Genomic DNA, 24,703 nt, shown 5'->3' on the forward strand with positions numbered 1-24,703 from the left:
ACTCCCGCCCCCGAGGGGTGGCGGGTGGGCCGTGTGGCCGCTCACGCTCCTGACACGGCCCACCCGGCACCCCTTGGGGGCGGGAGTGATGCTGGGCGTGCCGCCGGCCCGGCCGGTCGTCCGGCGTGCGGGCTGGTCACCGGCAGAAGGTGAGCGGCACTCGCAGCATTGTGGGCTGCCGGCCGGTTCAGCGGGAGAGCCGAACCGGCCAGCGGGGCCTTTTTGTCAGAAACCCGACAGAAAATCAGCCGCGTACGGCGGCCATCGCCTCGGCGAGACGCCGCACACCCTCGTCGATCCGGTCCGCGGTCACCGCCGAGTACGCCAGGCGCAGCGCGTGCCGGCCTCCGTCGACCATGAAGTCGCTGCCCTTCACCACCGCCACGCCACGCTCGGCGGCGGCCGGGGCGAGCCGGTCGACCTCGACGTCCTCCGGCAGCTCCACCCAGAGGAAGTAGCCGCCGTCCGGCTCCACGAACCGGGCCTCCGGAATGTGCCGGCGCAGCGACTCGGCCAGCACCGCCGACCGCTCGCCGAGCGCCGAACGGACCGTCCGGATCGACTCCTCGATCGCGCCGGAGACGCAGAACTGGTGCACGATCGCCTGGGCCACCATGCCGGGCGAGATGTAGAGGTTGGTGGCCCGCTTCGCGATCGCCGCGATCAGCTCGGCCGGGCCGACCAGGTAGCCGACCCGTACGCCCGGGCAGACCGTCTTGGTGAAGCTGGAGGCGTGCACCACCACGCCCCGGGTGTCCATCGACAGCATCGAGGGCAGCGGCTCGCCCCGGAACCGGATGTCCGCGTACGGGTCGTCCTCGAAGATCGTGAAGTCGTACTCGGCGGCCAGGTCCAGCAGCTCACGGCGCTTCTCCAGGGAGAGCGTCACGCCGGCCGGGTTCTGGTAGTTCGGGATCACGTGGGCCAGCCGCGGCCGCACCCCGGACTCCAGCAGCTTGCGCAGCTCGGCGGTGTCCAGACCGTCCGGCTGGATCGTCACGCCGTGCACCTCGCCGCCCATCTGCTTCAGGTTGAGCAGCGTGCGGTCGTACGTCGGGCGCTCGACCACCACCGCGTCGCCCCGGCGGACCAGGTGGTCGAAGAGGAACGCGTCGGCCTGCAACGAGCCGTTGGTGATCAGCACCTGGTCGGCCTCGACGCCGTGCTTCTCGGCGATCCACTTCCGCAAGGGCGGGTAGCCGACGGAGGTGCCGTACGCGGTGACCCCGGCGGGGTCGGCGTCGAAGGCGCGGACGGCGGCGGCCTTGAGCCCCTCGACATCGACGATGTCCAGCGAAGGCGCGCCACGGGCGAACGAGATCAGCTGCTCGGCGGTCATGCGCAGAGCCTAGGGCCTGGCCCGGCGGGTCCGACCGCGATACACGCGAAGTTCAACATGCGGGCGGCCGGCCGGGTCACCGGTGCGTCCGGGGGATCCGAGACCGCCTCGCGACTGTCTACGATCCGACGGACGCTGGCGCCGGTCCGACCGGACGCCGAAGGATGACGGGTCGCGGCAGACCCGGAGAACAAGGGATGGGGCTCGTGACCGAGGACGAGGCGGGACGGCTCGACGACCAGCGGTTCGCGCAGTGGCTGGCGACCGAGGCCGGCAGGGCGCTCACCGCGCTGCGGGACCGGCAGGGCTTCGCCGACCCGAAGGCGCTCAAGGACGCCGGCGACCGCGCGTCGCACGAGCTGATGACGGCGGCGCTGGCCCGGCTGCGGCCGGCCGACGCGGTGCTCTCCGAGGAGGAGGCCGACTCGCGCCGCGCGTGGGCGGACGGCGAGCGCGCACCCCGGCACGAGGCGGACCGGGTCTGGATCATCGACCCGCTGGACGGCACGCGCGAGTTCTCCGAGGAGGGGCGGGACGACTGGGCGGTGCACGTGGCGCTCTGGCAGCGCTCCGCCGCCCCCGACGGCGCCCTGGTCGCCGGCGCGGTCGGCATGCCGGCCCGGACCACGGTGGACGGTACGCCGCTCGTGCTCGGCACCACCTGCCCGCAGCCGAAGCCGTCGGACGGGCCGATCCGGATCGCGGTGAGCCGCAGCCGCCCGCCCGCGTTCGTGGGCGAGCTGGTCGAGATGCTCGGCGCCACGGCGGTGCCGATGGGCTCGGCCGGTGTGAAGGTCTGCGCGGTGGTGACCGGCGAGGTCGACGCGTACGTCCACGCGGGCGGTCAGTACGAGTGGGACAGTGCCGCCCCGGTCGCCGTGGCGCTGGGCGCGGGCATGCACGCGTCCCGGATCGACGGTTCGCCGCTGCGCTACAACCGCGCCGACCCGCGCCTGCCGGATCTGCTGGTCTGCCGGCCCGAACTGGCCGACCAGTTGCTCGACGCGATCGCCCGGACCGGGGTCGAGATGCCCGCTTCGACCGTCACCGACAACCAGGGTGGGGCGTTCGGCTGAGTGTCACGGTACGTACGGCCAGGTGGATGAGGGTTATCGTCAGGCGGGAATGCGTGACGATCTGAGCCCCGACCACGGGCCGCCGACAGCCAGGGAGGGTCATGCCGGCCGACCGAGAGTCGCACAATGCCTTCGGGCAGCCGACCGGCCTGTGGCCGGGTCAGGACATTCCGCGCCAGGTGGGCGGCCCTTCGCTGCCCTGGCCGGAGGCCGAGAGCACGCCGCCACCACCGGCCGGACCGGGGGGTGACCTGCCCTGGCCCGAGCACGACCGGCACGACGCCGGTCGCCACGACGGGCCGGGGCACGACCGGGCCGGCTGGGACGCCGCGCCCGGCACGACGAACGGCTGGTCGCCGCAGCACGGGCCGGCAGGCCACGGCGACGCCGCCTGGCCGCCGCAGGGTGAGCCGCACGACGACTGGGCCACGCAGGCCGGCCCGGCGACGGACGGCCGCACCGGCTGGACGCCGCACGACGGGCCCGGCGGGGCCGGACCGTCGGGCGAGGCGGGCTGGGGTGCGGGCACCACGGCGACCGCCACCCTGACCGGACCGCCCCCGGCGGACGTGTCACACGGACCGGCCGCCGATGGGCCGGGCCGGCCGCCCGCGCCGCCGCTCGCCCCGGTACCCGCGCCGTCGTCCGGCGGTTCATGGCGGCGCTGGCGCGTCGCCATCGCCGCGGCCGTGGCCGTGGCGGTGACCGGCAGCGGGGTCGCGGTGGCCGCGCTGCGACCCGACTCGACGGACCGGCAGGCGGGCGGGACCCCGGGCTCGGTCGGGCCCGCGACCTCGATGGGCCCGGGCACGCCGGCCACCTCCGGCCCGGCGTCCCCGGGCGCCGACCAGGGCCTCGGCGGCAAGCCCTCGGCGCGTCCGTCGGCCTCCGCGGCCGCCGGACCGGGCTTCACCGGTACGCGGCTGACGCTGCCCGGCGCCTCGATCGGCGTGCAGAACGGGGAGACGTTCGGCCAGGCGCTGGCCCGGTCCGACCGGACCTTCGGCAAGCTGCGGATGGCCCGGATCTTCTTCCCCGGCCTGCCGCCGGCCTGGTCCGGCAGCCGGGCCGACGTGGTGGACCGGACCGTGGTGGTGTCGTTCAAGGCGTCGCCGCAGGAGGTCAACACCGGCAAGTTCGACTCCCGCCTGACCTCCTGGTTCGCCTCGATCCCGCGCGAGCACAACGTCTACTGGTCGTACTTCCACGAGCCGGAGGACGACGTCGAGCGCGGTGCGTTCAGCACGGCGGCGTACCGGACGGCGTGGAAGCGGATCGCCGGCCTGGCCGACCGGACCGGCAACCCCAAGCTGATCAACACGCTGATCCTGATGTGCTGGACGCTCGACCCGAAGTCCGGGCGCAGCTTCGACGCCTTCTACCCCGGCGGCGACGTGATCGAGGCGCTCGGCTGGGACTGCTACAACTGGGGCGCCAAGTGGAAGCGGTACGCCCCGCCGCAGGAGATCTACGGCGCGATGATCAGCAAGTCCAAGGCGCTCGGCAAGCCTTGGGGCGTCGCGGAGACCGGCAGCGACCTGGTCCCGGGTGACTCGGGCACCGGCCGGGCGGCCTGGATCCGGTCGATGACCGGCTTCCTCAACGGCCAGCGGCCGGAGTTCGTGGCGTACTACAACCAGACGGTCAGCCAGGGCGACTTCCGGCTGCTCGACCAGCCGAGCATCCAGGCGTGGAAGTCCTTCTGCACGGCCTGACCCCGGCGACGGAACGGAAACGGGCGGGCGACCTCGGTCGCCCGCCCGCTTCGCGTACGGCTCAGATGCCCCGGCCGCGCTTGTGCAGCGTGCGCAGCACCCGGTCGGCCTGCACCGCCCGGCTCGCCACCGCCAGCGCCAGGTAGGCGCGCGGTTCCTTCGGGTTGCGGGCCAGCGTGCGCCGGGCCCAGCGGACCGCGTCGCGGCGGTTGCCCATGGCCGCCTGCGCGAAGGCGATCTGCCCGGCCACCCGCGCCTCGCCGTGCGGCACCGTGGCGAACTCCGGGTAGCGGCGCAGCAGCCACTGCAACGCAGTCGAGATGGTCTCCCAGCGCTGCGCGAAGTAGGACCGCTTGTGCCAGCGGACCAGCACGTACGGGCTCTCCACGTTCACCAGCGGGGCGTAGCGGGCGGCGCGGAGCAGGAACTCGTAGTCCTCCGCGTAGCTGCCCGGGATCTGCTCGTCCACCAGCCCGATCGCGTCGAGCAGCGCGGCTCGGCGGATCAGGAACGTGGACGGGTGCAGCTCGGTGAGCCGGTCGCGCAGCAGCGCCTCCAGCGAGATCCGGGCGCGGTCCAGCGAACGGTCCACCGTACGGTCGTCGTAGCTGACCCGGATGCCGCAGCTCACCAGCGCGCCGTCCGGGTGCGCGTCGAGCGCCCCGAACTGGGCGGCCAGCTTGCCGGGCAGCCACTCGTCGTCGTCGTCGCAGAACGCCACCCAGTCGCCGGTGGCCGCCTCGATGCCGGTGTTGCGCGCGCCGGCCAGCCCGGCGGTACGGGTATTCGTGATCACCCGGATCCGGCGGTCACCCCGGTCGGTCTCCAGGGACCGGTCCGGTTCGGACTGGTCGTAGACCACGATCGCCTCGATCAGGCCCGGGTGCGCCTGGCTGAGGATCGCGTCGAGCGCCGCACGCAGCAGCTCCGGACGGTCCCGCGTCGGTACGACGACCGAGATGCTCGGCCCACTCATGCTCTCTCCACGGACTCGTCGGATCCCCGCTGGCCCAGATAGCCGTAGCGGACCCGCAGGGGAAGCGTGGCCAGGCTGACCACGGCACGGCTGCGGCGCGGCAGGCGGTCCCGCCACGCCTCGTCCCGGCGCACCGTCAACGGCCCGCCGCTGAACCGCAGCGGGTTGCCGGCGACGCTGTGCGCCCGGAACGGCGCGGCCGGCTCGGGCGCCGCGCCCGTCTCGTCGGTTCCGGACAGGATGCGCAGCGCGGCCGGGTCGTCCGGCAGGCCGGCGAAGTCCCGCACCCGGCGTACCGTCCCGGCCGGGTCGGCGGTGAAGTCCTCGTACCGCAGCCGCAGCACCTTCGCCCGGGAGGCGAGCAGGTGGAACGCGGCGTTCTGCGCGGTCCACAGCTTGCTCACCTCGAACGGCGAGAAGGTCGGCATGAAGTCCTCGCCGTCGACCACCTCGGGGCGGCGCACCTGCTTGCCCCACGAGTACGCCACCGCCCGGCTGTCCCGGACCAGGTGCAGCACCCGCAGGTCCAGCCCTTCTGCCCAGCGCAGCGCGAAGGCGAGCGAGGCGTGCTTGCTGGAGTCCACCACCACCCGGGCGCCGGTCACCGACAGCGCGGCCCGGTAGATCCGGGTGTACAGGTCGGCGTAGCGGCGTACGTCGGCCAACTGGTCCGGCGGGAGCGCGTCCTTCGCGAGCCGGGGGATGTGCCGGGTCCGGTCGACCCGGTCCTTGAGCGCCAGCACGTCGTCCCGGTCCACAGCGGCCCAGCCGCCGAACGCCTGGTCGCCGACCTGCCGCCAGAACGGGCAGGCGGTGAACCGCTCACCGCAGCCGCAGCGCTCGTCGGCGCCGAGCGCCCGCTCCCACAGGTGCACCACCTCACCGACGGCACACACGTCGGCGCTCTGCGCCAGCAGCAGTTCCAGCAGCGTGGAACCGCTGCGGCCGAGGCCGCCGACGAAGAGGACCCGCGGCGGCGCCGGATCGGGGGCGCTCATCCGCGACGCCCGACGGCTCGTTGCCGTACCCGGCGGGCCACCAGCTCGTCGATCACCGCGCCGACGCGGGCGACCGCCTCGGCGCGGGGGTCCGGGCGGCCCGGGTCGGCGGCCAGGACGAACCGGCTCGGGTCGGCCAGCCCTTCGTCCAGCGCGGCGAGCAGCTCGGCCTCGGACTCGCACAGCCGCACCATGCCGGCCGCGCCCAGACGGCGGGAGAACAGCTGCTGGTGGTTGTCGACGTGCTCGTCGTGCGACGGGTCGCGGGGCACCACGATCGGCAGGTGGCCGTTGCGCCGGGCCTCGGTGATGGTGGCCGGGCCGCCGTGGCTGACCACGAGCGTCGACTCCGCCATCGCCCGCTGGAGTTCCTCGTGGCCGAGGAACGGGGTGGCCCCGGGCAGGGCCGGGGTGCGGCTGTGGCCGTACTGGAGGACCAGCCGGACCTCGGGACGGGTCGCGTGCCAGCGCTCCAGCCAGCCGACCAGCCGGTCGAAGCGGTGCACGTCGGTGCCGACCACGACCAGCACGTACGGTGCCGCGGAACGCCGGTCCCGCTGCTGCGGAATGTGCGCCATCAGAGCAGATTCCCCACGACGGTGGCCTCCGGGTACATCCGGCGCTGCTCGTCCCACTGCACGAGCATCGCGGAGAGGAAGGGACGGCAGAGCCGGGCGGTGAGCGTCGCGCTGTCGATCCGGTCGTACACCTCGATGTAGACCGTCGGGATCTTGCGCATCCGGGCCGCCACCACGAACGGCAGGGCGACCCCGGCGCCGGTGGTGACCACGGCGTCGACCTGGCGCCGGCGGATCACCTTCAGCGCGAGGAACGCGTTGCGTACCAGGTTCTTGACGTTGCGTGTGGTGGGGTGGTGCGCCCAGACCACGTCCTCACCGGCGAGCAGCGAGCGCGCGTCCGGGGTGTCGAAGGTTACCCATGCGCGGCGCCGGTCCCGGTACCACGGTTCCAGGGCCAGGAGCTGGGCCAGGTGCCCGCCACTGGAACCCACCAGCAGGACCTGCCCCGAGTCCTCGGTTGACCCGCTCACCACAAAAGTCCTCCCGTACGCGGATGACGCGTCCGGATTTTTGTGAATGCCCCTCGGACGCGTCCTGACAACCTACTGGCGCGCCCATGGGCAACTGAAGGGGCCATTGGACGGATCCTGGCTCGCCGGTCGGCTCACCTCTCGATTCCCGCCACTGGGATGTGCACCGGCCGGTCACCGTCCAGGTCAGCCCGGTGCGCCCCGGCTGCCGGGCCGGGACACCGGGAGAAAGTGAGATGTGTCAGGATTCCGTCACCGCTCCGCACGAGAGCCGCCGGCGACGTCGGCTTATCCGGGGGCAGGTCAGGCCCAACACCGGGAAACCCGCCGAATGGTCAGCGCCGATCGGCCATTTCTACGCGGGCTGCCCACACCCGGGCAGGCTTACCGGAACGTGAGCAGACTTTCCCTCGTCGTTCGGATCGGGGACACTCAAGGCCACGGTCAGGTCCAGCTGTGCCGTGGACTGCCCGGCTCGGTCGAAAGGGAGCGACAGAATCTGATGCCCTCACCCCATTTGGCCGAGAGCGACGCCGACGGTCTTGCCCTGATGGCATACCTGGGCTGGCTGCGCCGCCGCTGGTGGATCCTGCTGCTCGCCGCGGCCCTCGGCCTGGGCGGTGGGCTCGCGCTGAACCAGATCCAGGAGGCGCGCTACACCTCGACCACCTCGCTGCTGGTGCGCCCGCTCGGCACGGGCGCGGAGAACAACCCCAACGCCAAGGTCAACCTCGACACCGAGGCCCAGGTGGTCCGCTCCCTGGTGGTGGCCGAGCGGGCCAAGGCGCTGATGAAGGTCGACACCGGCGCCGACCAGCTCGTCAAGTCGGTGACCGTCAAGGTGCCGCCGAACAGCCAGATCCTCCAGGTGGCGTACGAGGCGAACAGCCCCGAGGGCGCCCAGTCGGGCTCGCACGCGTTCGCCCAGGCGTACCTGGACCTGCGCAAGGCCACCGCGCAGAAGGCGCTGGAGAACGAGACCAACGCGCTCAAGCAGCAGATCGCCGAGCTGCAGAAGCAGCTCAGCGCGGTCGCCGGGCGGATCGCGGCGGCGCCGTCGAACTCGCCCGAGCGGGAGCGGGCCGAGGCCGAACGGAGCCTGCTCACCAGCCAGATCACCGGCCTGAACAACCGGCTCAGCCCGCTGGTCTCGGCCGGCTCCGACCCCGGCGAGATCATCTCCGACGCCCGTCTGCCGGAGTCGCCCAGCTCGCCGAACCGCACGCTCAACCTCGCCAGCGGCATCGGCGCGGGCCTGCTGCTCGGCATCGTGCTGGCGCTGGTGCTGGACCGGCTCGACACCCGGATCCGGCGCGGCCGCGACATCTCCGACCGGGTCGGCCTGCCGCTGCTGCTGGAACTGCCGGTGCGTGCGCCCTCGCTCGCCGTCCTGCCGGCCACGCACCGGGTCTCCCGCGAACTGGGCCGGCTGCGCAACGTGCTGCTGTCCGCCGTGCCCGAACCGGCGCAGGGCGGGCGCGGTCGCCAGTTGCTGCTCTGTGACGCGTCGGCCGGCACCGCGGCCGGGTTCGTCGCCGCCAACCTCGCCGCCGCGTACGCCCGTACCGGCCAGCAGGTCGCGCTGATCACCACCAAGCCCGACTCGGCGCTGGGCGCCATCACCGGTGTGGCCGAGGGGCGGCACAGCCTCGCCTCGGTGCTCCGCCGCGACGTGCCCCCGCTCAAGGCGCTCGCGCCGGTGCCGGGGCTGGGCCAGCTCCGCGTGCTGGTGCCGGGCGACCTGGACGCGGAGGTCGAGCTGCCGGTCGCCGGTCTGCTGGAGATCATGCACGAGCTGTCCGCGCGCTTCGACCACGTGATCATCGAGACCGCACAGCCCACGTTCGCCGTGGAGGCCCAGGCCCTGGGCCGGTACGTCGACGCGGTGATCATGGTGGCCGAGGCGGGAAAGACCCGCAGCGGCGAGATCACCGCCGCCCTGCAGCAGTTCGAGCAGGTGAACGCGCCGGTGATCGGTGCCGTGCTGGCCCCGCGCCTGCCCGTCCCGGCCGGTGGCGCCAGCCGCCCGGCGGCGTCGGGCGGTTCGGGCAACTCGGGCGGGTCGAGCGCACCGGTGGCTCCGGCCAACCGACCCAAGCCCCGGCCGAGCCCCGGCCCGTCCGCCGAGTCGACGATGGTGCTGCCGCGCATGCAGTCGTCCCGCCCCGCCCCGGCGAAGCCGGCACCGGGCAAGGCCACCCCGCCGCCGAACCCGGGCAACCAGAGCATGCCGGGCAAGCCGGCGCCGCTCAACGGCACCGGCGGCACGTATCGCTCCCGCGGTGACGGCGACGGCCGCAGCTACGCCCTCGACTCCGGCGAGGACCTGGGGTGAACCGCCGGCAGATGCTCCGTGCCGCGCTCGCTCCCGCCGTCGTCCTCGGCGTCGGTACGGGATGCAGCGAACCCGAGCCCAAGCCCGGAAAGATCCAGGTGGCGGACCCGGGCGACGTCACCGCCTCGCCGTCCTCGGCGGCCCCGACGCAGAACCTGCCCACCGGCCCGCTGACCGGCGCGCCGATCGGCACCCCGGCGGCGGCCACCCGCCAGGCGGTCGCGGTGCCGCTGCGGGTGAGCCCCGCGACCACCCCGGCCGGCCTGGACGCCGCCGACCTGGTCTACGCCGAGTTCGCCGAGTCCGACACGCTGCACCTGACCGCGGTGTTCCACTCCAAGGACTCCGCCAAGATCGGCCCGGTCACCGAGATCCGGCCGGTCGACATCCGGTCGCTCGCGGTGCTGCGCCCGTTCGTCGGCTACGCCGGCGGCCCCACCGGCTTCCTGTCCCAGTTCGAGAACTCCGACCTCGACGGCGTCACGCCGGACGACGGCGGCAAGGTCTTCTCCGGCGACTACACCTCGACCGCCGCGCTGCTCAAGGCCGCCCCGAAGGGCGGGCAGCCGCCCTCCCCGCCGATCGACCACGCCGGCGAGGGCGACGCGCTCGCCGCCCGCGACCTCACCCCCGCCACCGAACTCTCCGTCACAGTGGCCGGCGGGCCGCCGATGGTCTGGCGGTACGACCAGGCGAAGTCCCTCTGGGCCGGCAAGGTCGGCAAGGTCACCGTGACCGCCGCCTCCGTCATCGTGCTGACGATGGAATACCGCACGCTGGACGTGCGCAAGCCGTCCCCGCGCTCACTGCCGTCGGCGAACGTCTTCGGCGAGGGCGCGGTCGTCGCGGTGTCCGGGCCGAACAGCGCGAAGGGCCGGTGGCGCAAGCCCGGCCTGGGCATGGTCTGCACGCTCGCCGACACCGGCGGCGACCTCCTGCATCCCCAGCCCGGCAACGCCTGGGTGATCTACGCCCCGACCACCGCCAAGGTCTCCGTGAAATGAGCACCGCCACCCCGCCCCGCACCGCGCGCGGGACGGTCCCGGTCGGGGCGGTGTCGCCGCCGGACGGGAACCGTCTCCGGCCGGTGACGGTACGGCCGGAGGGCTGGTCGTGGCGGCTGCCGACGGCATGGCCGCTGATCGGGGTCTTCCTGCTGTACCCGCTGTGGTGGGTGCTCGGGGTGTCGAGCTTCGTCTTCGTCATCTTCGCGGTGCCGATGATCTGGCAGATGCGCAAGCGCGGCCCGGTGCGGGTGCCGCCCGGCTTCGGGATCTGGATGGTCCTGCTGCTCTGGGTGTTCCTGTCCGTGCTCACCCTCGACCTCACCGCGCCGAACACGCTGCCGCCGGGCGGCAGCGGCAAGTACATCGGCTGGGGCATCCGGCTCGCCAACTACCTCGCGATGACCGTGACGATGCTCTACGTCTACAACCTCCGCGACCGCGAGCTGTCCCAGCGCCGGATGGTCCGGCTGTTCGGGTTCATGGGCGTGGTCGTGGTCCTCGGCGGCTGGATCGGCTCGCTCTTCCCGGACCTCAAGTTCGTGGCGCCGCTGCGCTTCGTCCTGCCCCAGTCGATCGCCGGTCACCCGTACGTCACCTCCCTCATGGAGATCAAGTTCGCCCAGGTGCAGCAGGTGATCGAGGGGGAGGCCAGTTCGCCCCGCCCGTCCGCGCCGTTCACCTACACGAACTCGTGGGGCCAGAACACCGCGATCCTGCTGGTCTGGCTGATCGTCGGCTGGGTCGTGCTGGGCAAGCCGCTGCGCCGTACCGCCGGCGTGGCCATCGCCCTGGCGGCGATCTTCCCGATCGTCTACTCGTTGAACCGCGGCCTCTGGATCGGTCTCGGCATCGCGGCCGCATACGTCGCGCTGCGGCTCGCGCTGCGCGGCCGGATGGTGGTGCTCGGCGGGCTCGCCCTCGCGGTCGGGCTGATCGGGGTGCTGATCGTCGCCACACCGCTCGGCCGCACCTTCGACGAACGCCTCCAGAACGGGCACAGCGACGACATCCGGACCACGCTGTCCCAGGGCGCGGTCGCCGCGGCCAACCACTCGCCGATCCTCGGGTACGGCGGCAACCGGGCGCTGATCGGCAGCAACCGGTCCATCGCCATCGGCAAGTCCGAGGACTGCAAGCAGTGCGGCAACCGGGAACTGGGCAGCAACGGCCAGGTCTGGGCGCTGCTCGTCGGGCAGGGCTGGGTCGGCGCCATCTGCTACAACGCGTTCTTCGTCTACTGCATCTGGCGCTACCGGCGCGACCACAGCGCGATCGGGATCGCCGGCACGCTCGTGCTCATCCTCATGCTGTTCTTCCAGTTCACCTACGGTGCGATGGAAGCGACACTCGCCTACGCCCTGATCACGGTCGCCCTGCTGGCCCGCAACGACCGGATCCGCCGGTCGCTCGGGCCGGCGCCACCCGAGGGCACGATCGCCGGGCTCCGGGCCCGACTGGAAAAGACCGGTGACCACTGATGGTGTTCCGCGTACCCCCGGACGGCGACGGCCGCGCCGCGTACCTCGGTGAACTGGCCGGGCTGATCTGGCCCGAGCCTGCCGAGCCCAGCCTGCGGCGCGGCGGCGCCGGCTGGGTGGTGGTGCCCTCGGCGTCCCGCCCCCGGCTGCTCGTGCCGACCGGCTCCGGCCGGGCGGCGGCGAGCGCGGTCCGGCACTCCACCGAGGCGGTCGGCCGCAAGGCCAAGCTGGTCCGGCAGGGGCTGTCCACCGCGTTCCGGCTCGGGCTGGGCCCGCTGGTGTTCCGCGACCGGCTGGTGGCCGACGGCGGCGGGCTGGACGCGTACCTGACCGAGGTGCTCGGTGAGCCGGCGCTGGTGAGCCTGCACATCGGGCCGGCCCGGGCGAACCGCAAGCCGGTGCTGCAACTGCTCGCGCCGGACGGCCGCGCCCTCGGGTACGCCAAGCTCGGCGTCGACCCGCTGACCCGCGCGCTGGTGCACGCGGAGGCGGACGCGCTGCGCCGCCTCGCCGAGGTGCCGCTCGGCCCGGTGGTCCTGGCCGGGGTCCGCCATCACGGCGACTGGCACGGCCACGCGCTGCTGGTGCAGGAGGCGCTGCCGGTGCGGCTGCCCCGGGCCACCCCGGCCGCGGCCCAGGCGGCCGAGCGCGCGGCCATGGTGGCGGTCGCCGGCTGTCTCGGCGTACGCCGGCAGTCGTGGGCGGGCAGCGGGCACGCGACGCGGCTCACCGCCGCGGTGGACGCGCTCGGGCCCCGGCCGGAGGCCGGGCGGCTGCGCGCGGCGCTGAAGTCCGTCGCGGACGCCGACCCGGTGGTCGCCTTCGGCGCCTGGCACGGGGACTGGAACGGCGGCAACAGCGCGGTGCTCGCCGACGGCCGGGTGCTGGTCTGGGACTGGGAGCGGTTCGAGGCGGACGTGCCGGCCGGGTACGACGCGCTGCACCTGGCGGTGCAGAGCGCGATGAGCCACGACGGGGTGGAACCGGTCGAGGCGGCCCGGGCACTGATCGCCGGCGCCGGAGCCACCCTGGCGCCGTTCGACCAGACCGGCGGGGGCGCCGATCTGGTCGCCGTGCTCTACCTGGTGGAGCTGGCGGCGCGCTACCTGCGGGACCGGCAGGCGGAGGCGGGTGCGCGACTGGGGCACGTCGACACCTGGCTGCTGCCCGCCGTCGAGGAACACCTGGCCCGCCGGGCCGGGTGAGAGTGAGGAGTGGGGACGTGACGCTGGCCAAGGAGCAGGCGCTCCGCGCGGTGAAGTCGGTGAGCCGGACGGTCGGCCGCTTGACCGCCGGTTCGCGGATGGTGCCGGGATTCCTGATCGTGGGGGCGCAGCGCTGCGGCACCACCTCGCTGTTCAAGACGCTCTCGCAGCATCCCGGTGTGCTGCCGCCCGCGTACCACAAGGGCGTGCACTACTTCGACATGGACTACCACCGGGGAATGAGCTGGTACCTCGGGCACTTCCCCACCACCGGCAAGGCCGAGGCGGTGAAGGCCCAGATCGGGGTACGCGGCATCACCGGCGAGTCCAGCCCGTACTACATGTTCCACCCGCTGGCCGGGCAGCGCATCGCCCGTGACCTGCCCTCGGTGAAGCTGCTGGTGCTGCTGCGCGACCCGGTGGAGCGGGCCTACTCCGCGCACTCGCACGAGCTGGCCCGCGGCTACGAGACCGAGACGGACTTCGAGCGCGCGCTCGCGCTGGAGGAGTCCCGGACGGCGGGCGAGCGGGAGCGGATGATCAGCTCCGCGTCGTACGCCAGTGAGCACCTCCAGCACAACGCGTACCTGGCCCGGGGCCGCTACATCGAGCAGCTGGAGCGCCTGGAGGCGCTCGTCGGCCGGGACCGCATGCACGTCATCGACAGCGACGACTTCTTCGCCGACCCGCGTCCCTCCTTCGACGCGGTCTGCGACTTCCTCGGGCTGCCCCGCTGGGCGGACATCGCCTTCGGCAAGCACAACTCGCGCTCCCGTTCGCCCATGTCGGCGGAGCTGCGCACCCGGCTGGAGGACCACTTCGCCCCGTACGACGAGCGGCTGGCGGCGTGGTGGGGACGCGTGCCGTCGTGGCGGCGGTGACCCGGGCGGACGCCGGCGGCACCCCGACGCTAACCGCACCGCCTCCCGGGCCGGGCGCGGGGCTGGGCGGCGCGGCCCGGCAGGGCTTCGCCAACCTGGTCGGGGTCGGGCTGGCCGCGGTGGCCGGCTTCGGCCTGAACATCGTCATCGCCCGGGGCTGGTCGGTCCGCGAGGCGGGCATGTTCTTCGCGGCCACCAGCGCGTTCATGATCGCCGCGTCGGCGGCGCGGCTCGGCACCGACGTCGGCACCGTCTACTTCGTCAGCCGTCAGCGCACGCTCGACCGCCGCGACCAGATCCGGGGCACGATCCTGGTCGGGTTGCTGCCGGTGCTGGTGGTCGGCACGCTGCTCGGGCTGGCCGGCTGGCTGGCCGCACCGGCGCTGGCCCGGGCCACCATGCCGGAGGCCGGGCCGGAGGCGGTCACCGCGCTGCGCATCCTGCTGGCGTTCGTGCCGCTGGCCGCGCTCAACGACTACGCGCTCGCCGCCTGCCGGGGCTTCGGCCAGATGCGCCCGCTGCTGACAGTGGAGCGGCTCGGCCGCACGCTCGTGCAGTTCCTGGCCGTTGCGGTCGCCGCCTGGCTCGGGCTGTCCGCCACCGTCGCGTTGCCGCTGGCCTGGGTGGTGCCGTACCTGATCGCCGCGGTGGTCGCGCTGTTCTGGCTGAGCCGGCTCGTCGGCCGGGCCGGGCGGCAGGTGACCCGGCCGGTGCCGGCGCGCGAGCTGGCCGGGCCGTTCTGGCGGTTCACCGGGCCGCGCGCGGTCAGCAGCCTGGCCGCGATCGTGGTGCAGCGGCTGGACATCGTGCTGCTCAGCGCGTTGCGCGGGCCGGCGGACGCGGCGATCTACACGGCCGCGACCCGGTTCCTGGCGCTGGGTCAGCTCTCCAGCGTCGCGCTGTCCAGCTCGGTGCAGCACCGGCTGGCCGCCGCGTTCGCCCGCGACGACCGGGCCGAGGCGGGCCAGCTCTACCAGGCCGCCACCGGCTGGCTCGTGCTGCTCTCCTGGCCCGCGTACCTGATCTTCGCGGCGTTCGCCACGCCGATGCTGGCGCTGTTCGGATCCGGGTACGGCGACGGCCGCCGGGTCGTGGTGCTGCTGGCGCTGACCATGCTGCTGGCCACCGGCTGCGGCATGGTCGACATGGTGCTCAACATGGCCGGGCGCACCGCGTGGACGTTCTACAACGCGATGACCGGCACCGTGCTCAACGTGGTCGGCAACCTGGTGCTCATCCCGCGCTACGGCATCCTCGGCGCGGCCCTGGCCTGGACCGTCTCCATCCTGGTCACCAACCTGGTGCCGCTGACCCAGCTCTGGTGGTCGATGCGGCTGCACCCGTTCGGCGCCGGCACCCGGGCCGCGATGGCGCTGGCGGTGGTCGCGCTGGGCCTGCCGCTCGGCGCGGCGACCCTGCTCGGCGCCGGTCCGCTGGTGCTCGCGCTGGTGACCGCCGCCGGGCTGGCCGCGTACGCGGCGGGTGTCTGGCGCTGGCGGCGCACCCTGCACCTCGACGCGCTGCGCGCCCTGCGCCGCGGCCGCAACCGGGCCGGGGCGGACCCGGCCGCCCAGTCCTGACCGATCCTGCGCACCGATGGGACCTTCGATGACAAGCGACTCCCCCCTCGCCCCGCACTCCGGCCTGTCCACCGTGAAGGCCGCGAAGCTCGCCGCAGTCGGCCTGCTCGCGGACCGCAAGGAACGCCGCGAGCTGGAACGGCCGGTGGAGGGGGGCAGCCGCCGGCTCACCCTGAAGGTGGAGCGGCCGATCTTCATCCTCGGCGCCCCGCGCTCCGGCACCACGTTCCTCGGCAGTTGCGTCGGCGCGCTGCCGGACGTGTCGTACCACTTCGAACCGCGCCTGACCAAGGCCGTCGCCCGCTGTGTCTACGAGGGAAGCTGGACGCCGCAGCGGGCCGCCCGCTACTTCCGGGGCTACTACGGGGCGCTGCTCGCCGCGTCCGGGCACGGCGGCCTGCGTTTCGCCGAGAAGGACCCGGAGAACTGCTTCATCGTGCCGTTCCTGACCGAGGTCTTCCCGGACGCGGTCTTCCTGCACGTCTACCGGGACGGGCGGGACGTGGCGGTGTCGCACGCCGAGCAGCCCTGGCTGAACGCGGCGTCGACGGGCAGCGGCCGCAGTGGCCGGGGCGGTACGCCGTGGGGCGCCGCGCCCCGGTTCTGGGTGGAGCCGGAGCGGCGCGACGAGTTCACGCAGGTCTCCGACCTGGGCCGGTCGGCCTGGATGTGGCGGCGGTTCACCAGCAGCGCGCTCACCCAGCTCGCCGAGCTGCCCGCGGAGCGGGTGCGGCACCTGCGCTACGAGGACGTCGTCACCCGCCCGGCCGAGGCGGCCGACGTGGTGGCCGACTTCCTGGAGGTCCGTGACCCGGCCGGGCGGGAGGCGCTGCACGCCCGCTTCGCCAAGGCGCGGCCGGGTTCGGTGGGGCGCTGGCGGCAGCGACTGACCGAAAAGGATCTGGCCGACGTGATGGCTCAGGCCGGGCCGCTGCTGACGCGACTCGGCTACCCCGCCTGAGCGGCGCGTCACAGGTAGAGTGCCAGGGGTCGCCCGCCAGGCCCGGCGTGCCTCTCCGCCCACGCGGATTCGTCAGGGCCCCCATACCGTGGCCGGCGACCGTCCTGGGGAGAGGTTGCGGTGGTACGACGGTTACGACTGACGATGGCTGCCGTGCTGGGCCTGGCCTTGCTGGCACCGGCGGTGGCGGCCTGTGACATCGGCTCCGAGCGGTCCGACGAGACGAGCACGGCGTCCGCGCCGCCTCCGCCGACTGTGACACCGCGGACCGCTCCGGTCCGCACCACCGGACGCGGGCCGGAGCCGCCCGAGAAGGGGGCCTGGCTCGGCACCTGGGTCAAGCCGCAGTTCCACAACGCCAGCGGGCGGGCGAAGGCGTTCGACGACTTCAACCGGGCGGCCGGCGGCCAGCTCGCCATCGCGCACATGTTCCACGAGTGGAACGAGCCGTTCCCGGGCGCCACCGAGCGGGCGTTCCAGGCGCAGGGCAAGCTCCAGATGATCTCGTGGCAGGGCACCGACACCCGGTCCACCGTCAGCGGCGTCTACGACTCGCTGATCCGGGAGCGCGCGAAGGACGTCAAGGAGTTCGGCGTCCCGGTGCTGCTGCGCTACCGGTGGGAGATGGACCGGCCCAACCTGGCCGCGAGCATGCACTCGCCGGAGGACTACGTCGCCGCGTGGAAGCACGTCCGCGGCATCTTCACCGAGATGGGCGTCACCAACGCGGGCTGGGTGTGGTGCCCGCACGCCGACGGGTTCGCCGAGCCGGAGCGGCGGGCCGCCGCCTACTATCCCGGCGACGACCAGGTCGACTGGCTCTGCGCCGACGTCTACCCCAGCCCGGAGTGGAACAGCTTCTCCAACCGGATGGACCACTTCATGGCGTTCGCCAAGAAGCATCCGCGGCCGGTCATCATCGGCGAGTACGGCCTGACCCAGGACGGGCGGCCGGGGCAGCGGGCCGACTGGATGCGCGAGGTCGGGCCGTACCTGAAGAAGCACCCGCAGATCAAGGCGGCCGTCTACTTCGCCGCCCGGCAGACGGCGAAGCCCATCTACGACAGCACGTTCGGCAACGACCCGGAGAGCGAGCAGGTCTTCCGGGAGATGGCGACCGATCCGTACTTCCAGCCGCCGATGCCGGACCTGAGTGTTCCCTGAGCACCACCCTCCGTATCCACCAGGTGATCGTCGCTCGTCTTTTCGTGTGACCCGGGGCGTTTCCTCGGCCAAAAAGGCCGAACCCGGGTGGACGGGCGACGGCCGAATGCGAGAAGGTATTGCTCTCACGTCTGCGGTCGGTCGAGTGACGCCCCGCCTCATGTCGGCACCGACCACGATCGCAGCGCCTCCGACGTTTTCCCCCCGGAGTAGCCTGTGGCTTCCTCGATCCTGAGACACCGCTCGGTGTCCGCCTTCGGCGCTGCCGTGCTCGGCATCGCCACCTTGTTCACACCGGTGCCGGCGCTCGCCGCGCCGGCCACGGCCCCCGCGCCCGACCACAGCACGATGGTCGGCGAGGTGCCCTCGGACAAGACGCCGAACATCAACGACGGCAACGTCGTGGCCATCCACGACGCCGGCAGCAAGGTGATCGTCGGCGGCTCGTTCACCAACGCGCAGAACCGGGGTTCCTCACCCACCCCGGTCGACCGCCGCGGACTGCTCGCCTTCGACAAGGCGACCGGCAAGATCGACAACGCGTTCGCGCCGGTGCTCGACGGTGACGTCACCGCGATCATCGCCGGCCCGACCCCGGGCACGGTCTACGTCGCCGGCAAGTTCAACAAGGTCGGCGACAAGAACTTCCGCAAGCTGGCGCTGCTGAACGTCGCGGACGGCACCCCCGTCGACGGGTTCAAGGGCCCGGCGTTCAACGGCACCGTGAACGACATCGCGCTCGTCGACGGCCACCTGCTGGTCGGCGGCATCTTCACCACTGTCACCGCGACGACCAACCGCAACGGGCTGGCCTCGCTGAACCCGACCACCGGCGCGGTGGACGACTACCTCACCGTGTCGCTCACCGAGCACCACAACTGGACCCCGACCAACAACGGGGCCTCGGCCGGTGTCGGCGTGGAGAAGTTCACCGTCTCGCCGGACGGCAAGCACCTCGTCGTGATCGGCAACTTCAAGAAGGCCGACGACGTGGTGCACGACCAGATCGTGCGGATCAACCTGGGCGCGAGCTCGGCCACGATCGCCGACTGGAACACCGACGGCTACTCCGCGGCCTGCAAGTACGCCGCGTTCGACTCGTGGGTGCGCGACATCCAGTTCTCGCCGGACAGCAAGTACTTCGTGGTGGTCACCACCGGCGCGTCGTACCCCGGCACGCTCTGCGACTCCGCGGCCCGCTGGGAGACCGACGCCACCGGCGACGGCCAGAAGCCGACCTGGACGAACTTCTCCGGCGGCGACACGTTCCTCTCCGTCGGCATCAGCGAGAAGGCCATCTACGTCGGCGGTCACTTCCGCTGGTCGAACAACCCGCTCGCCCGCGACAAGGCCGGACCGGGCGCGGTGCCGCGGGCCAGTATCGCGGCGCTCGACCCGGTGAGCGGCCTGCCGCTGTCCTGGAACCCGGGCCGCCACCCGCGCGGCTACGGCGTCACCGAGATGCTGGTGACCCCGGAGGGCCTCTGGATGGGCAGCGACCAGGAGTACATCGGCAACTTCGACTACCAGCGCAAGCGGCTCGCCTTCTTCCCGCTGGACGGTGGCAACGCCCCGCACTCGACCAGCACGAAGGGTCTGCCGGGCAACGTCTACCAGGCCGGCCGCGCGGCGCAGACCGAGGTGCTCTACCGGGTCAACGCCGGTGGTCCGGCCATCCCGGCCACCGACGGCGGGCCGGACTGGGCCGCCGACAGCGCCACCGAGCCCAGCCCGTACCACAACACGGGCAACCAGGTCACCAGCTACGCCACGAACGCGACGTTCGACGCCACCGTGCCGGCGAGCACGCCGGCCACGCTGTTCAACACGGAGCGGTGGGACGAGGCGACCGCGCCGGACATGCAGTGGGACATCCCGGTCGCGGCCGGCACCCGGGTCGACGTCCGGATCTACATGGGCAACCGCTGGTCCGGCACGAGCAAGCCGGGCGCCCGCAAGTTCGACGTCAGCGTCGACGGTGTGCTCAAGCTGAACGACTTCGACCCGGTCGTCGCGGCCGGCGGGACCGACCGCGGCACCATGCAGTCCATCTCGGTGGTCAGCGACGGCGTGGTCGACATCGACTTCGGCCGGGTGCTCCAGAACCCGCTGCTGCACGGCATCGAGATCGTCAAGACCGCGCCCACGCCGGACGCCTCGGACGTGCTCTACCGGGTCAACGCGGGTGGCGACCAGCTGGCGGCGCCGAGCGGCCCGGCCTGGGCCGCGGACACCGCCGCCGCGCCGAGCACCTACCACAACGCCGGCAACCAGGTGACCAGCTACACCACGAACGCCTCGGTCGACGGCACGGTGCCGTCGGGCACGCCGGTCGAGCTGTTCAACGCGGAGCGGTGGGACGAGTCGCCCGCGCCGGACATGCAGTGGGACTTCCCGGTCCCGGCCGGCACGCCGGTGCAGGTGCGTCTCTACCTGGCGAACCGCTGGGCCGGCACCGCCACCGCCGGCAAGCGCAAGTTCAACGTGACCATCGACGGCGTGGTCAAGCTGAGCAACTTCGACCCGATCGCCGCGATCGGCGCCACCAACCGGGGCACCATGCGCGCGTTCCCGATCACCAGTGACGGCAACATCGACATCGACTTCGGTCGCGTCCTGGAGAACCCGCTGGTGCAGGGCATCGAGATCGTCAAGCTGCCCCCGGTACCGCCGGCCACCACCGTCGACAGCATCACCAAGCGCACGTACGACGGTGCGACCTCGGTCGGCAACGCGATGTCGGTGTCGAACGGCGACAACACCGGCTGGTCGAAGATCAAGGGCGCGTTCTGGGTCGGTGGTGACCTGTTCTACGGCGTCGGCGGCGACCTCTACAAGCGGTCGTTCGACGGCAGCGAGTTCGGCACCGCCAAGAAGCTCGACCCGTATCACGACGCCAAGTGGGACACGGTCGTCACCGGCTCCGCGCCGGAGGGCTCCACGTACGCCGGCATGACCGGCAACTTCGCCGCGGAGCTGCCGAACGTGACCGCGATGTTCTACAAGAGCGGCCGGATCTACTACTCGCTGGCCGGTCAGAGCACGCTGTTCTGGCGCGGGTTCGCGCCGGACACCGGCACCGTCGGCGCCGAGCGCAACACGGTCACCGGCACCACCGCCTTCGCCGACGCGGGCGGCCTGTTCCTGGACGGCGACACGCTCTACGTCGTCTCCCGGAGCACCGGCAACCTGTCCTCGATGGCGTGGTCGGACGGCGTGCCGACCGGCTCCGCCACGGTGCGCAGCGGTCCGGGCGTCGACGACGTGGACTGGCGCGGCACCTCGGTCTTCGTCGGCCCCTGACGGGCGGGCACGACCGAAACGGAACGCATGACGACGATGGCCCGGCCGATATCGGCCGGGCCATCGCCCTTTCCCGGCGCCGGTCGCGCCGGGGCCGGTCAGGTACGGGTCGGCGCGTGCTCTCCCGCCCAGACCCGCATCAGGTCCCGTACCGAGATCACTCCCGCCACCTCCCGGCCGTCGAGCACGACCAGGTGACGGAACCCGCCGCGGGCCATCGCCGCGGCCGCCTCCTCGACCGTCCAGTCCGGGCCGGCGTAGACGACGTCCCAGGTCAGGTGTGCTCCGGTGCGCTCGACATCCGGGTCGAGCCCGGCTCCGATCGCCTTCAGCACATCGCGTTCGGTCATGATCCCGACCCCCTCGGAGTCCGGGTCGATCACGACCGCCGACCCGACACCGCGGGCCGACATCATCCGGGCCGCCTGCCGGAGCGTGTGCTCCGGCCCGACCACGAGTACCTCGCTGGACATCGCTTCCCGTACCTGCATCACACATCACCCCTGTGGGACGGCGACTGAGTACGGACATGGTGGGCCATCGATGCGTACCGGGACAAGAACGGGCATCGCCGGAGACGGCCCGGATGGCTACTGTCGGAGGGTGCCCACCGAGCCCCTCCGCTGCGCCGGCGCGCTGATCGTCGACGACGACGGCCGCATCTTCATCCAACGCCGATCCCCCGACCGCCGTCTCTTCCCGAACTGCTGGGACATCGTCGGCGGCCACCTCGAACCGGGCGAGGAGATCGACGACGCGCTGCGCCGGGAGGTCACCGAGGAGACCGGCTGGGCCGTGTCGCACGTGCTCGGCCTGGTCGGCGAATACCGGTACACCGCCGACGACGGGCTGACCCGGGTGGAGACCGACTTCCTGATCCGGGTGGACGGCGACCTGAGCCGGCCCCGGCTGGAAGCCGGCAAGCACACCGAGTTCCGCTGGCTGGCCGAACGTGACATCGCGTTGCTCGACGAGCACCGGGACGTCAACGACGGGCTGATCCGGCGGATCGCTGAGGACGGCTTCGCCGCGCTGCGCTCGATCGGGCTGACGGGCTGAACCACTGCGGCTCGGTGCCCGGCGATATCCTCGCCGGGTGGAATCGGGTCGAGAAGAGGAGCGTGTCGGCATGATCGGGATGGTGCTCGCCGCGGGAGCGGGGCGCCGGCTGCGGCCGTACACCGACACCCTGCCCAAGGCCCTGGTGCCGGTCGACGGGGAGACCACCATCCTCGACATCGCGCTGCGCAACCTCGCCGAGGTGGGGCTGAACGAGGTGGTGATCGTGGTCGGCTACGCGGCCGACGCGGTACGGCAGCGCCAGGCCGCCCTGGAGGAGAAGTACGGCGTCACGCTCACCCTTGTCCACAACGACAAGGCCGAGGAGTGGAACAACGCGTACTCGCTCTGGCTGGCGCGTGAGCACTTCTCCCGGGGCGTGCTGCTCGTCAACGGCGACACCGTGCACCCGGTGAGCGTGGAGAAGACGCTGCTGGCCGAGCGTGGCCCCGGCATCCTGCTCGCCGTCGACACGCTCAAGCCGCTGGCCGAGGAGGAGATGAAGACCACCTTCGACGCCGCCGGCCAGCTCACCCGGATCACCAAGCTGATGGACCCGGGCGAGGCGTACGGCGAGTACATCGGCGCGACGCTGATCGAGCCGCAGGTGGCCGACGCGCTGGCCGACGCGCTGGAGACGACCTGGCGGCGGGACCCGAACCTCTACTACGAGGACGGCTACCAGGAGTTCGCCGAGCGCGGTGGCGAGGTGCGGGCGGCCCCGATCGGTGACGTCTCCTGGGTCGAGGTCGACAACCACGCCGATCTGGCCCGGGCGCGGGAGATCGCGTGCCGCTACTAGCCCGCAGCGTCCTCACCCCGCTGCACATCGACGTGCGGCGGGGCGCGGTGGCCGACCTGGCGGCGATCCTCTCCGACGGGCGGATCTCCGCCGGTGGCGACGTCGCCGTGGTGGTCGGGCCGGGGCAGGGCGAGCGGATCGCCGAACTGATCCGGCCGTCGCTGCGCTCGGCCGACGTCTTCACGGTTGCCGGCGGCACGCTCGACGCCGCCGACGACCTGGGGGCGAAGCTGCGCGCCCGGTCGTACGACGCGGTGGTCGGCATCGGCGGCGGCAAGACCATCGACGTGGCCAAGTACGCGGCGACCCGGCGCGGTCTGCCGATGGTGTCGGTGGCGACGAGCCTCGCCAACGACGGCATCGCCTCCCCGGTCGCCAGCCTGATCACCGAGGGCCTGAAGGGCTCCTACGGCGTGCACATCCCGATCGCGGTGATCGTGGACCTGGACTTCGTGGAGGCCGGGCCGGAGCGGCACAACCGGGCCGGCGTCGGGGACGTGGTCAGCAACATCAGCGCGCTGGCGGACTGGGAACTGGCCCGGCGGGTACGCGGTGAGCGGGTCGACGGGCTGGCCGCCTCGCTGTCACGGGCGGGCGCGGAGGCGGTGCTCAACCACCCGGGCGACATGAGCGACGACGGCTTCGTCACGGTGCTCGCCGACGCGCTGATCTCCAGCGGCCTGGCGATGGCGATCGAGGGCACCAGCCGGCCGTGCAGCGGCGGCTGCCACGAGATCATGCACGCGATCGACGCGCTGTTCCCCGGCACCGCCTCGCACGGCGAACTGGCCGGGCTCGGCGCGCTGTTCTGCACGTACCTGCGCGGCGACGAGCGCCGGTTCGCCGAGATGGCGGCCTGCCTGACCCGGCACGGGCTGCCCCGGCTGCCCGCCGAGGTCGAGCTGACCGACGACCAGTTCGTGGAGGCGGTGCAGTTCGCGCCGGCCACCCGGCCGGACCGCTACACCATCCTCGAACACCTCGCGATGTCGGCTACCGAGACGCGGGAGCGGCTGGCAGACTACGCCGGTGCCCTCCGCGACCACATTGGCTGAGCCCCGTCCCACCGTCGCCGACTTCCACCGGGTCAACCGGGGAGGTGGCCTGTTCAGCGAGTCGATCAGCCAGTGGATCGGGGCGGCCTTCGCGCTCGCGGCCCAGCGCCTGGGGTTGCGCCCGACCGCGCTGACGCTGACCAACCTGGTGCTAGGGCTGGCCGCCTCGGTCACAGTGGTGGCGCTCGCCGACGACGTGGCCACCGGCACCGTCCCGGCCTGGGTGGTCGGGCTGGTCGCCCTGGTCGCCTGGCAGATCGCGTACGCGCTGGACTGCGCCGACGGGCAGCTCGCCCGGGTGACCGGTCAGGGCAGCGCGGCCGGCGCCCGGATCGACGTGCTCTGCGACGTGGCCGCCCAGATCGCCTTGGTCGCCGCGATCGGCGCGACGGCGGTGGCGCAGCGCCCGTCCACGCCGGTCTGGCTGGTGGCGGTGTTCGCCGGCACCTGGATGGTCAACCTGGTGACCTCGGTGATGCAGTCCGGGCCGAACGCGGCGAGCATGGTCACCTCGACCTCGCTCCCGGTACGCCTGGTGAAGCTGGTCCGCGACTACGGCGCGGTGATCTTCGTGGCCGGCCTGGTGCTGGCGTTCGCGCCCACGCTGGCGTTCTGGCTGATGGTCGCGTTCACTGTGGTCAACGGCGGCTTCCTGCTGGCGAGCATCGCGTTCTCCGCCCGCGCCTCCCTGCGCTGAACCCCTCCCGTCCTCTCCCGC

General features: G+C 72.8%; 21 protein-coding genes. 15 read left to right on the forward strand and 6 right to left on the reverse strand.

All coding sequences use genetic code 11. The features are described from left to right. Positions 1-244: 244 nt before the first annotated feature. The gene (locus EAD96_RS03345; protein WP_013289263.1) at positions 245-1,339 is read right to left on the reverse strand and encodes a PLP-dependent aminotransferase family protein; all 1,095 of its coding nucleotides are present in this window, start codon (positions 1,337-1,339) and stop codon (positions 245-247) included. A gap of 197 nt (positions 1,340-1,536) precedes the next feature. Between EAD96_RS03345 and EAD96_RS03350 the strand changes: the two genes are divergently transcribed. Continuing rightward, positions 1,537-2,415 carry a 3'(2'),5'-bisphosphate nucleotidase CysQ gene (locus EAD96_RS03350; RefSeq protein ID WP_120572607.1) on the forward strand — a complete coding sequence of 293 codons (879 nt, stop codon included), beginning with the start codon at positions 1,537-1,539 and terminating at the stop codon, positions 2,413-2,415. A gap of 101 nt (positions 2,416-2,516) precedes the next feature. Next, complete coding sequence (locus tag EAD96_RS03355; RefSeq protein ID WP_120572606.1) at positions 2,517-4,130, forward strand: hypothetical protein; 1,614 nt, start codon at positions 2,517-2,519, stop codon at positions 4,128-4,130. Between the two features lie 61 nt (positions 4,131-4,191). Here EAD96_RS03355 and EAD96_RS03360 read toward each other — a convergent pair whose 3' ends face one another. The 4 genes from EAD96_RS03360 to EAD96_RS03375 are packed head-to-tail and all read right to left on the reverse strand — an operon-like array spanning position 4,192 to position 7,158. Beyond that, positions 4,192-5,106 carry a glycosyltransferase family 2 protein gene (locus tag EAD96_RS03360; protein WP_013289266.1) on the reverse strand — a complete coding sequence of 305 codons (915 nt, stop codon included), beginning with the start codon at positions 5,104-5,106 and terminating at the stop codon, positions 4,192-4,194. Continuing rightward, the gene (locus tag EAD96_RS03365; protein WP_120572605.1) at positions 5,103-6,104 is read right to left on the reverse strand and encodes a sulfotransferase; all 1,002 of its coding nucleotides are present in this window, start codon (positions 6,102-6,104) and stop codon (positions 5,103-5,105) included. Before EAD96_RS03365 ends, EAD96_RS03360 begins: the two co-directional genes overlap by 4 nt. Further along, entirely contained in the window at positions 6,101-6,682 is a 582-nt protein-coding gene (locus EAD96_RS03370) for a glycosyltransferase (protein WP_121683225.1), read from the reverse strand. Before EAD96_RS03370 ends, EAD96_RS03365 begins: the two co-directional genes overlap by 4 nt. Then, positions 6,682-7,158: a polysaccharide biosynthesis protein gene (locus EAD96_RS03375; RefSeq protein WP_013289269.1), complete on the reverse strand. Its 477-nt coding sequence runs from the start codon at positions 7,156-7,158 to the stop codon at positions 6,682-6,684. The genes EAD96_RS03370 and EAD96_RS03375 overlap by 1 nt, the downstream gene beginning before the upstream one ends. A 499-nt stretch (positions 7,159-7,657) precedes the next feature. Here EAD96_RS03375 and EAD96_RS03380 point away from each other — a divergent pair, with 499 nt between their 5' ends. The 9 genes from EAD96_RS03380 to EAD96_RS03420 all read left to right on the forward strand — a co-directional run bounded on the left by EAD96_RS03380 (position 7,658) and on the right by EAD96_RS03420 (position 21,069). Beyond that, positions 7,658-9,490, forward strand: coding sequence for a Wzz/FepE/Etk N-terminal domain-containing protein (locus EAD96_RS03380; RefSeq protein ID WP_121683226.1), 1,833 nt, complete (start codon positions 7,658-7,660; stop codon positions 9,488-9,490). Beyond that, positions 9,487-10,494, forward strand: coding sequence for a DUF3048 domain-containing protein (locus EAD96_RS03385; RefSeq protein ID WP_120572602.1), 1,008 nt, complete (start codon positions 9,487-9,489; stop codon positions 10,492-10,494). The genes EAD96_RS03380 and EAD96_RS03385 overlap by 4 nt, the downstream gene beginning before the upstream one ends. Further along, complete coding sequence (locus EAD96_RS03390) at positions 10,491-11,975, forward strand: O-antigen ligase (protein WP_121683227.1); 1,485 nt, start codon at positions 10,491-10,493, stop codon at positions 11,973-11,975. Before EAD96_RS03385 ends, EAD96_RS03390 begins: the two co-directional genes overlap by 4 nt. Next, the gene (locus EAD96_RS03395) at positions 11,975-13,180 is read left to right on the forward strand and encodes a hypothetical protein (RefSeq protein WP_121683228.1); all 1,206 of its coding nucleotides are present in this window, start codon (positions 11,975-11,977) and stop codon (positions 13,178-13,180) included. The genes EAD96_RS03390 and EAD96_RS03395 overlap by 1 nt, the downstream gene beginning before the upstream one ends. A 17-nt stretch (positions 13,181-13,197) precedes the next feature. After that, complete coding sequence (locus tag EAD96_RS03400) at positions 13,198-14,061, forward strand: sulfotransferase (protein ID WP_121683229.1); 864 nt, start codon at positions 13,198-13,200, stop codon at positions 14,059-14,061. Beyond that, on the forward strand, positions 14,028-15,641 hold the full coding sequence (locus EAD96_RS03405; protein ID WP_121683230.1) for a polysaccharide biosynthesis C-terminal domain-containing protein: 1,614 nt from the start codon (positions 14,028-14,030) through the stop codon (positions 15,639-15,641). Before EAD96_RS03400 ends, EAD96_RS03405 begins: the two co-directional genes overlap by 34 nt. A gap of 28 nt (positions 15,642-15,669) precedes the next feature. Next, a complete protein-coding gene (locus EAD96_RS03410) occupies positions 15,670-16,602 on the forward strand; it encodes a sulfotransferase (RefSeq protein WP_121683231.1) in 933 nt (310 codons plus the stop codon). Positions 16,603-16,746: 144 nt separating this feature from the next. Beyond that, positions 16,747-17,766 carry a glycoside hydrolase family 26 protein gene (locus EAD96_RS03415; protein ID WP_121683232.1) on the forward strand — a complete coding sequence of 340 codons (1,020 nt, stop codon included), beginning with the start codon at positions 16,747-16,749 and terminating at the stop codon, positions 17,764-17,766. Positions 17,767-18,012: 246 nt separating this feature from the next. Then, positions 18,013-21,069: a malectin domain-containing carbohydrate-binding protein gene (locus tag EAD96_RS03420; protein WP_233585394.1), complete on the forward strand. Its 3,057-nt coding sequence runs from the start codon at positions 18,013-18,015 to the stop codon at positions 21,067-21,069. 98 nt (positions 21,070-21,167) lie between these two features. Here the strand turns inward: EAD96_RS03420 and EAD96_RS03425 are convergent, their stop codons facing one another. Then, a complete protein-coding gene (locus EAD96_RS03425) occupies positions 21,168-21,560 on the reverse strand; it encodes a cyclic nucleotide-binding/CBS domain-containing protein (protein ID WP_013289279.1) in 393 nt (130 codons plus the stop codon). A gap of 112 nt (positions 21,561-21,672) precedes the next feature. Here EAD96_RS03425 and EAD96_RS03430 point away from each other — a divergent pair, with 112 nt between their 5' ends. The 4 genes from EAD96_RS03430 to EAD96_RS03445 all read left to right on the forward strand — a co-directional run bounded on the left by EAD96_RS03430 (position 21,673) and on the right by EAD96_RS03445 (position 24,682). Further along, positions 21,673-22,128 (forward strand): NUDIX domain-containing protein, encoded by a 456-nt coding sequence (locus tag EAD96_RS03430; RefSeq protein ID WP_233585397.1) that lies wholly within the window; start codon positions 21,673-21,675, stop codon positions 22,126-22,128. A 70-nt stretch (positions 22,129-22,198) separates the two neighbouring features. Then, positions 22,199-22,930: a sugar phosphate nucleotidyltransferase gene (locus EAD96_RS03435; RefSeq protein ID WP_121683234.1), complete on the forward strand. Its 732-nt coding sequence runs from the start codon at positions 22,199-22,201 to the stop codon at positions 22,928-22,930. After that, positions 22,918-23,985, forward strand: coding sequence for an iron-containing alcohol dehydrogenase family protein (locus EAD96_RS03440; RefSeq protein ID WP_121683235.1), 1,068 nt, complete (start codon positions 22,918-22,920; stop codon positions 23,983-23,985). Before EAD96_RS03435 ends, EAD96_RS03440 begins: the two co-directional genes overlap by 13 nt. Further along, the gene (locus EAD96_RS03445) at positions 23,960-24,682 is read left to right on the forward strand and encodes a CDP-alcohol phosphatidyltransferase family protein (RefSeq protein WP_121683236.1); all 723 of its coding nucleotides are present in this window, start codon (positions 23,960-23,962) and stop codon (positions 24,680-24,682) included. Before EAD96_RS03440 ends, EAD96_RS03445 begins: the two co-directional genes overlap by 26 nt. Positions 24,683-24,703 lie beyond the last annotated feature (21 nt).

It is taken from the genome of Micromonospora sp. BL1, assembly GCF_003667485.1.
Taxonomy (GTDB): Bacteria; Actinomycetota; Actinomycetes; order Mycobacteriales; family Micromonosporaceae; genus Micromonospora; species Micromonospora tulbaghiae.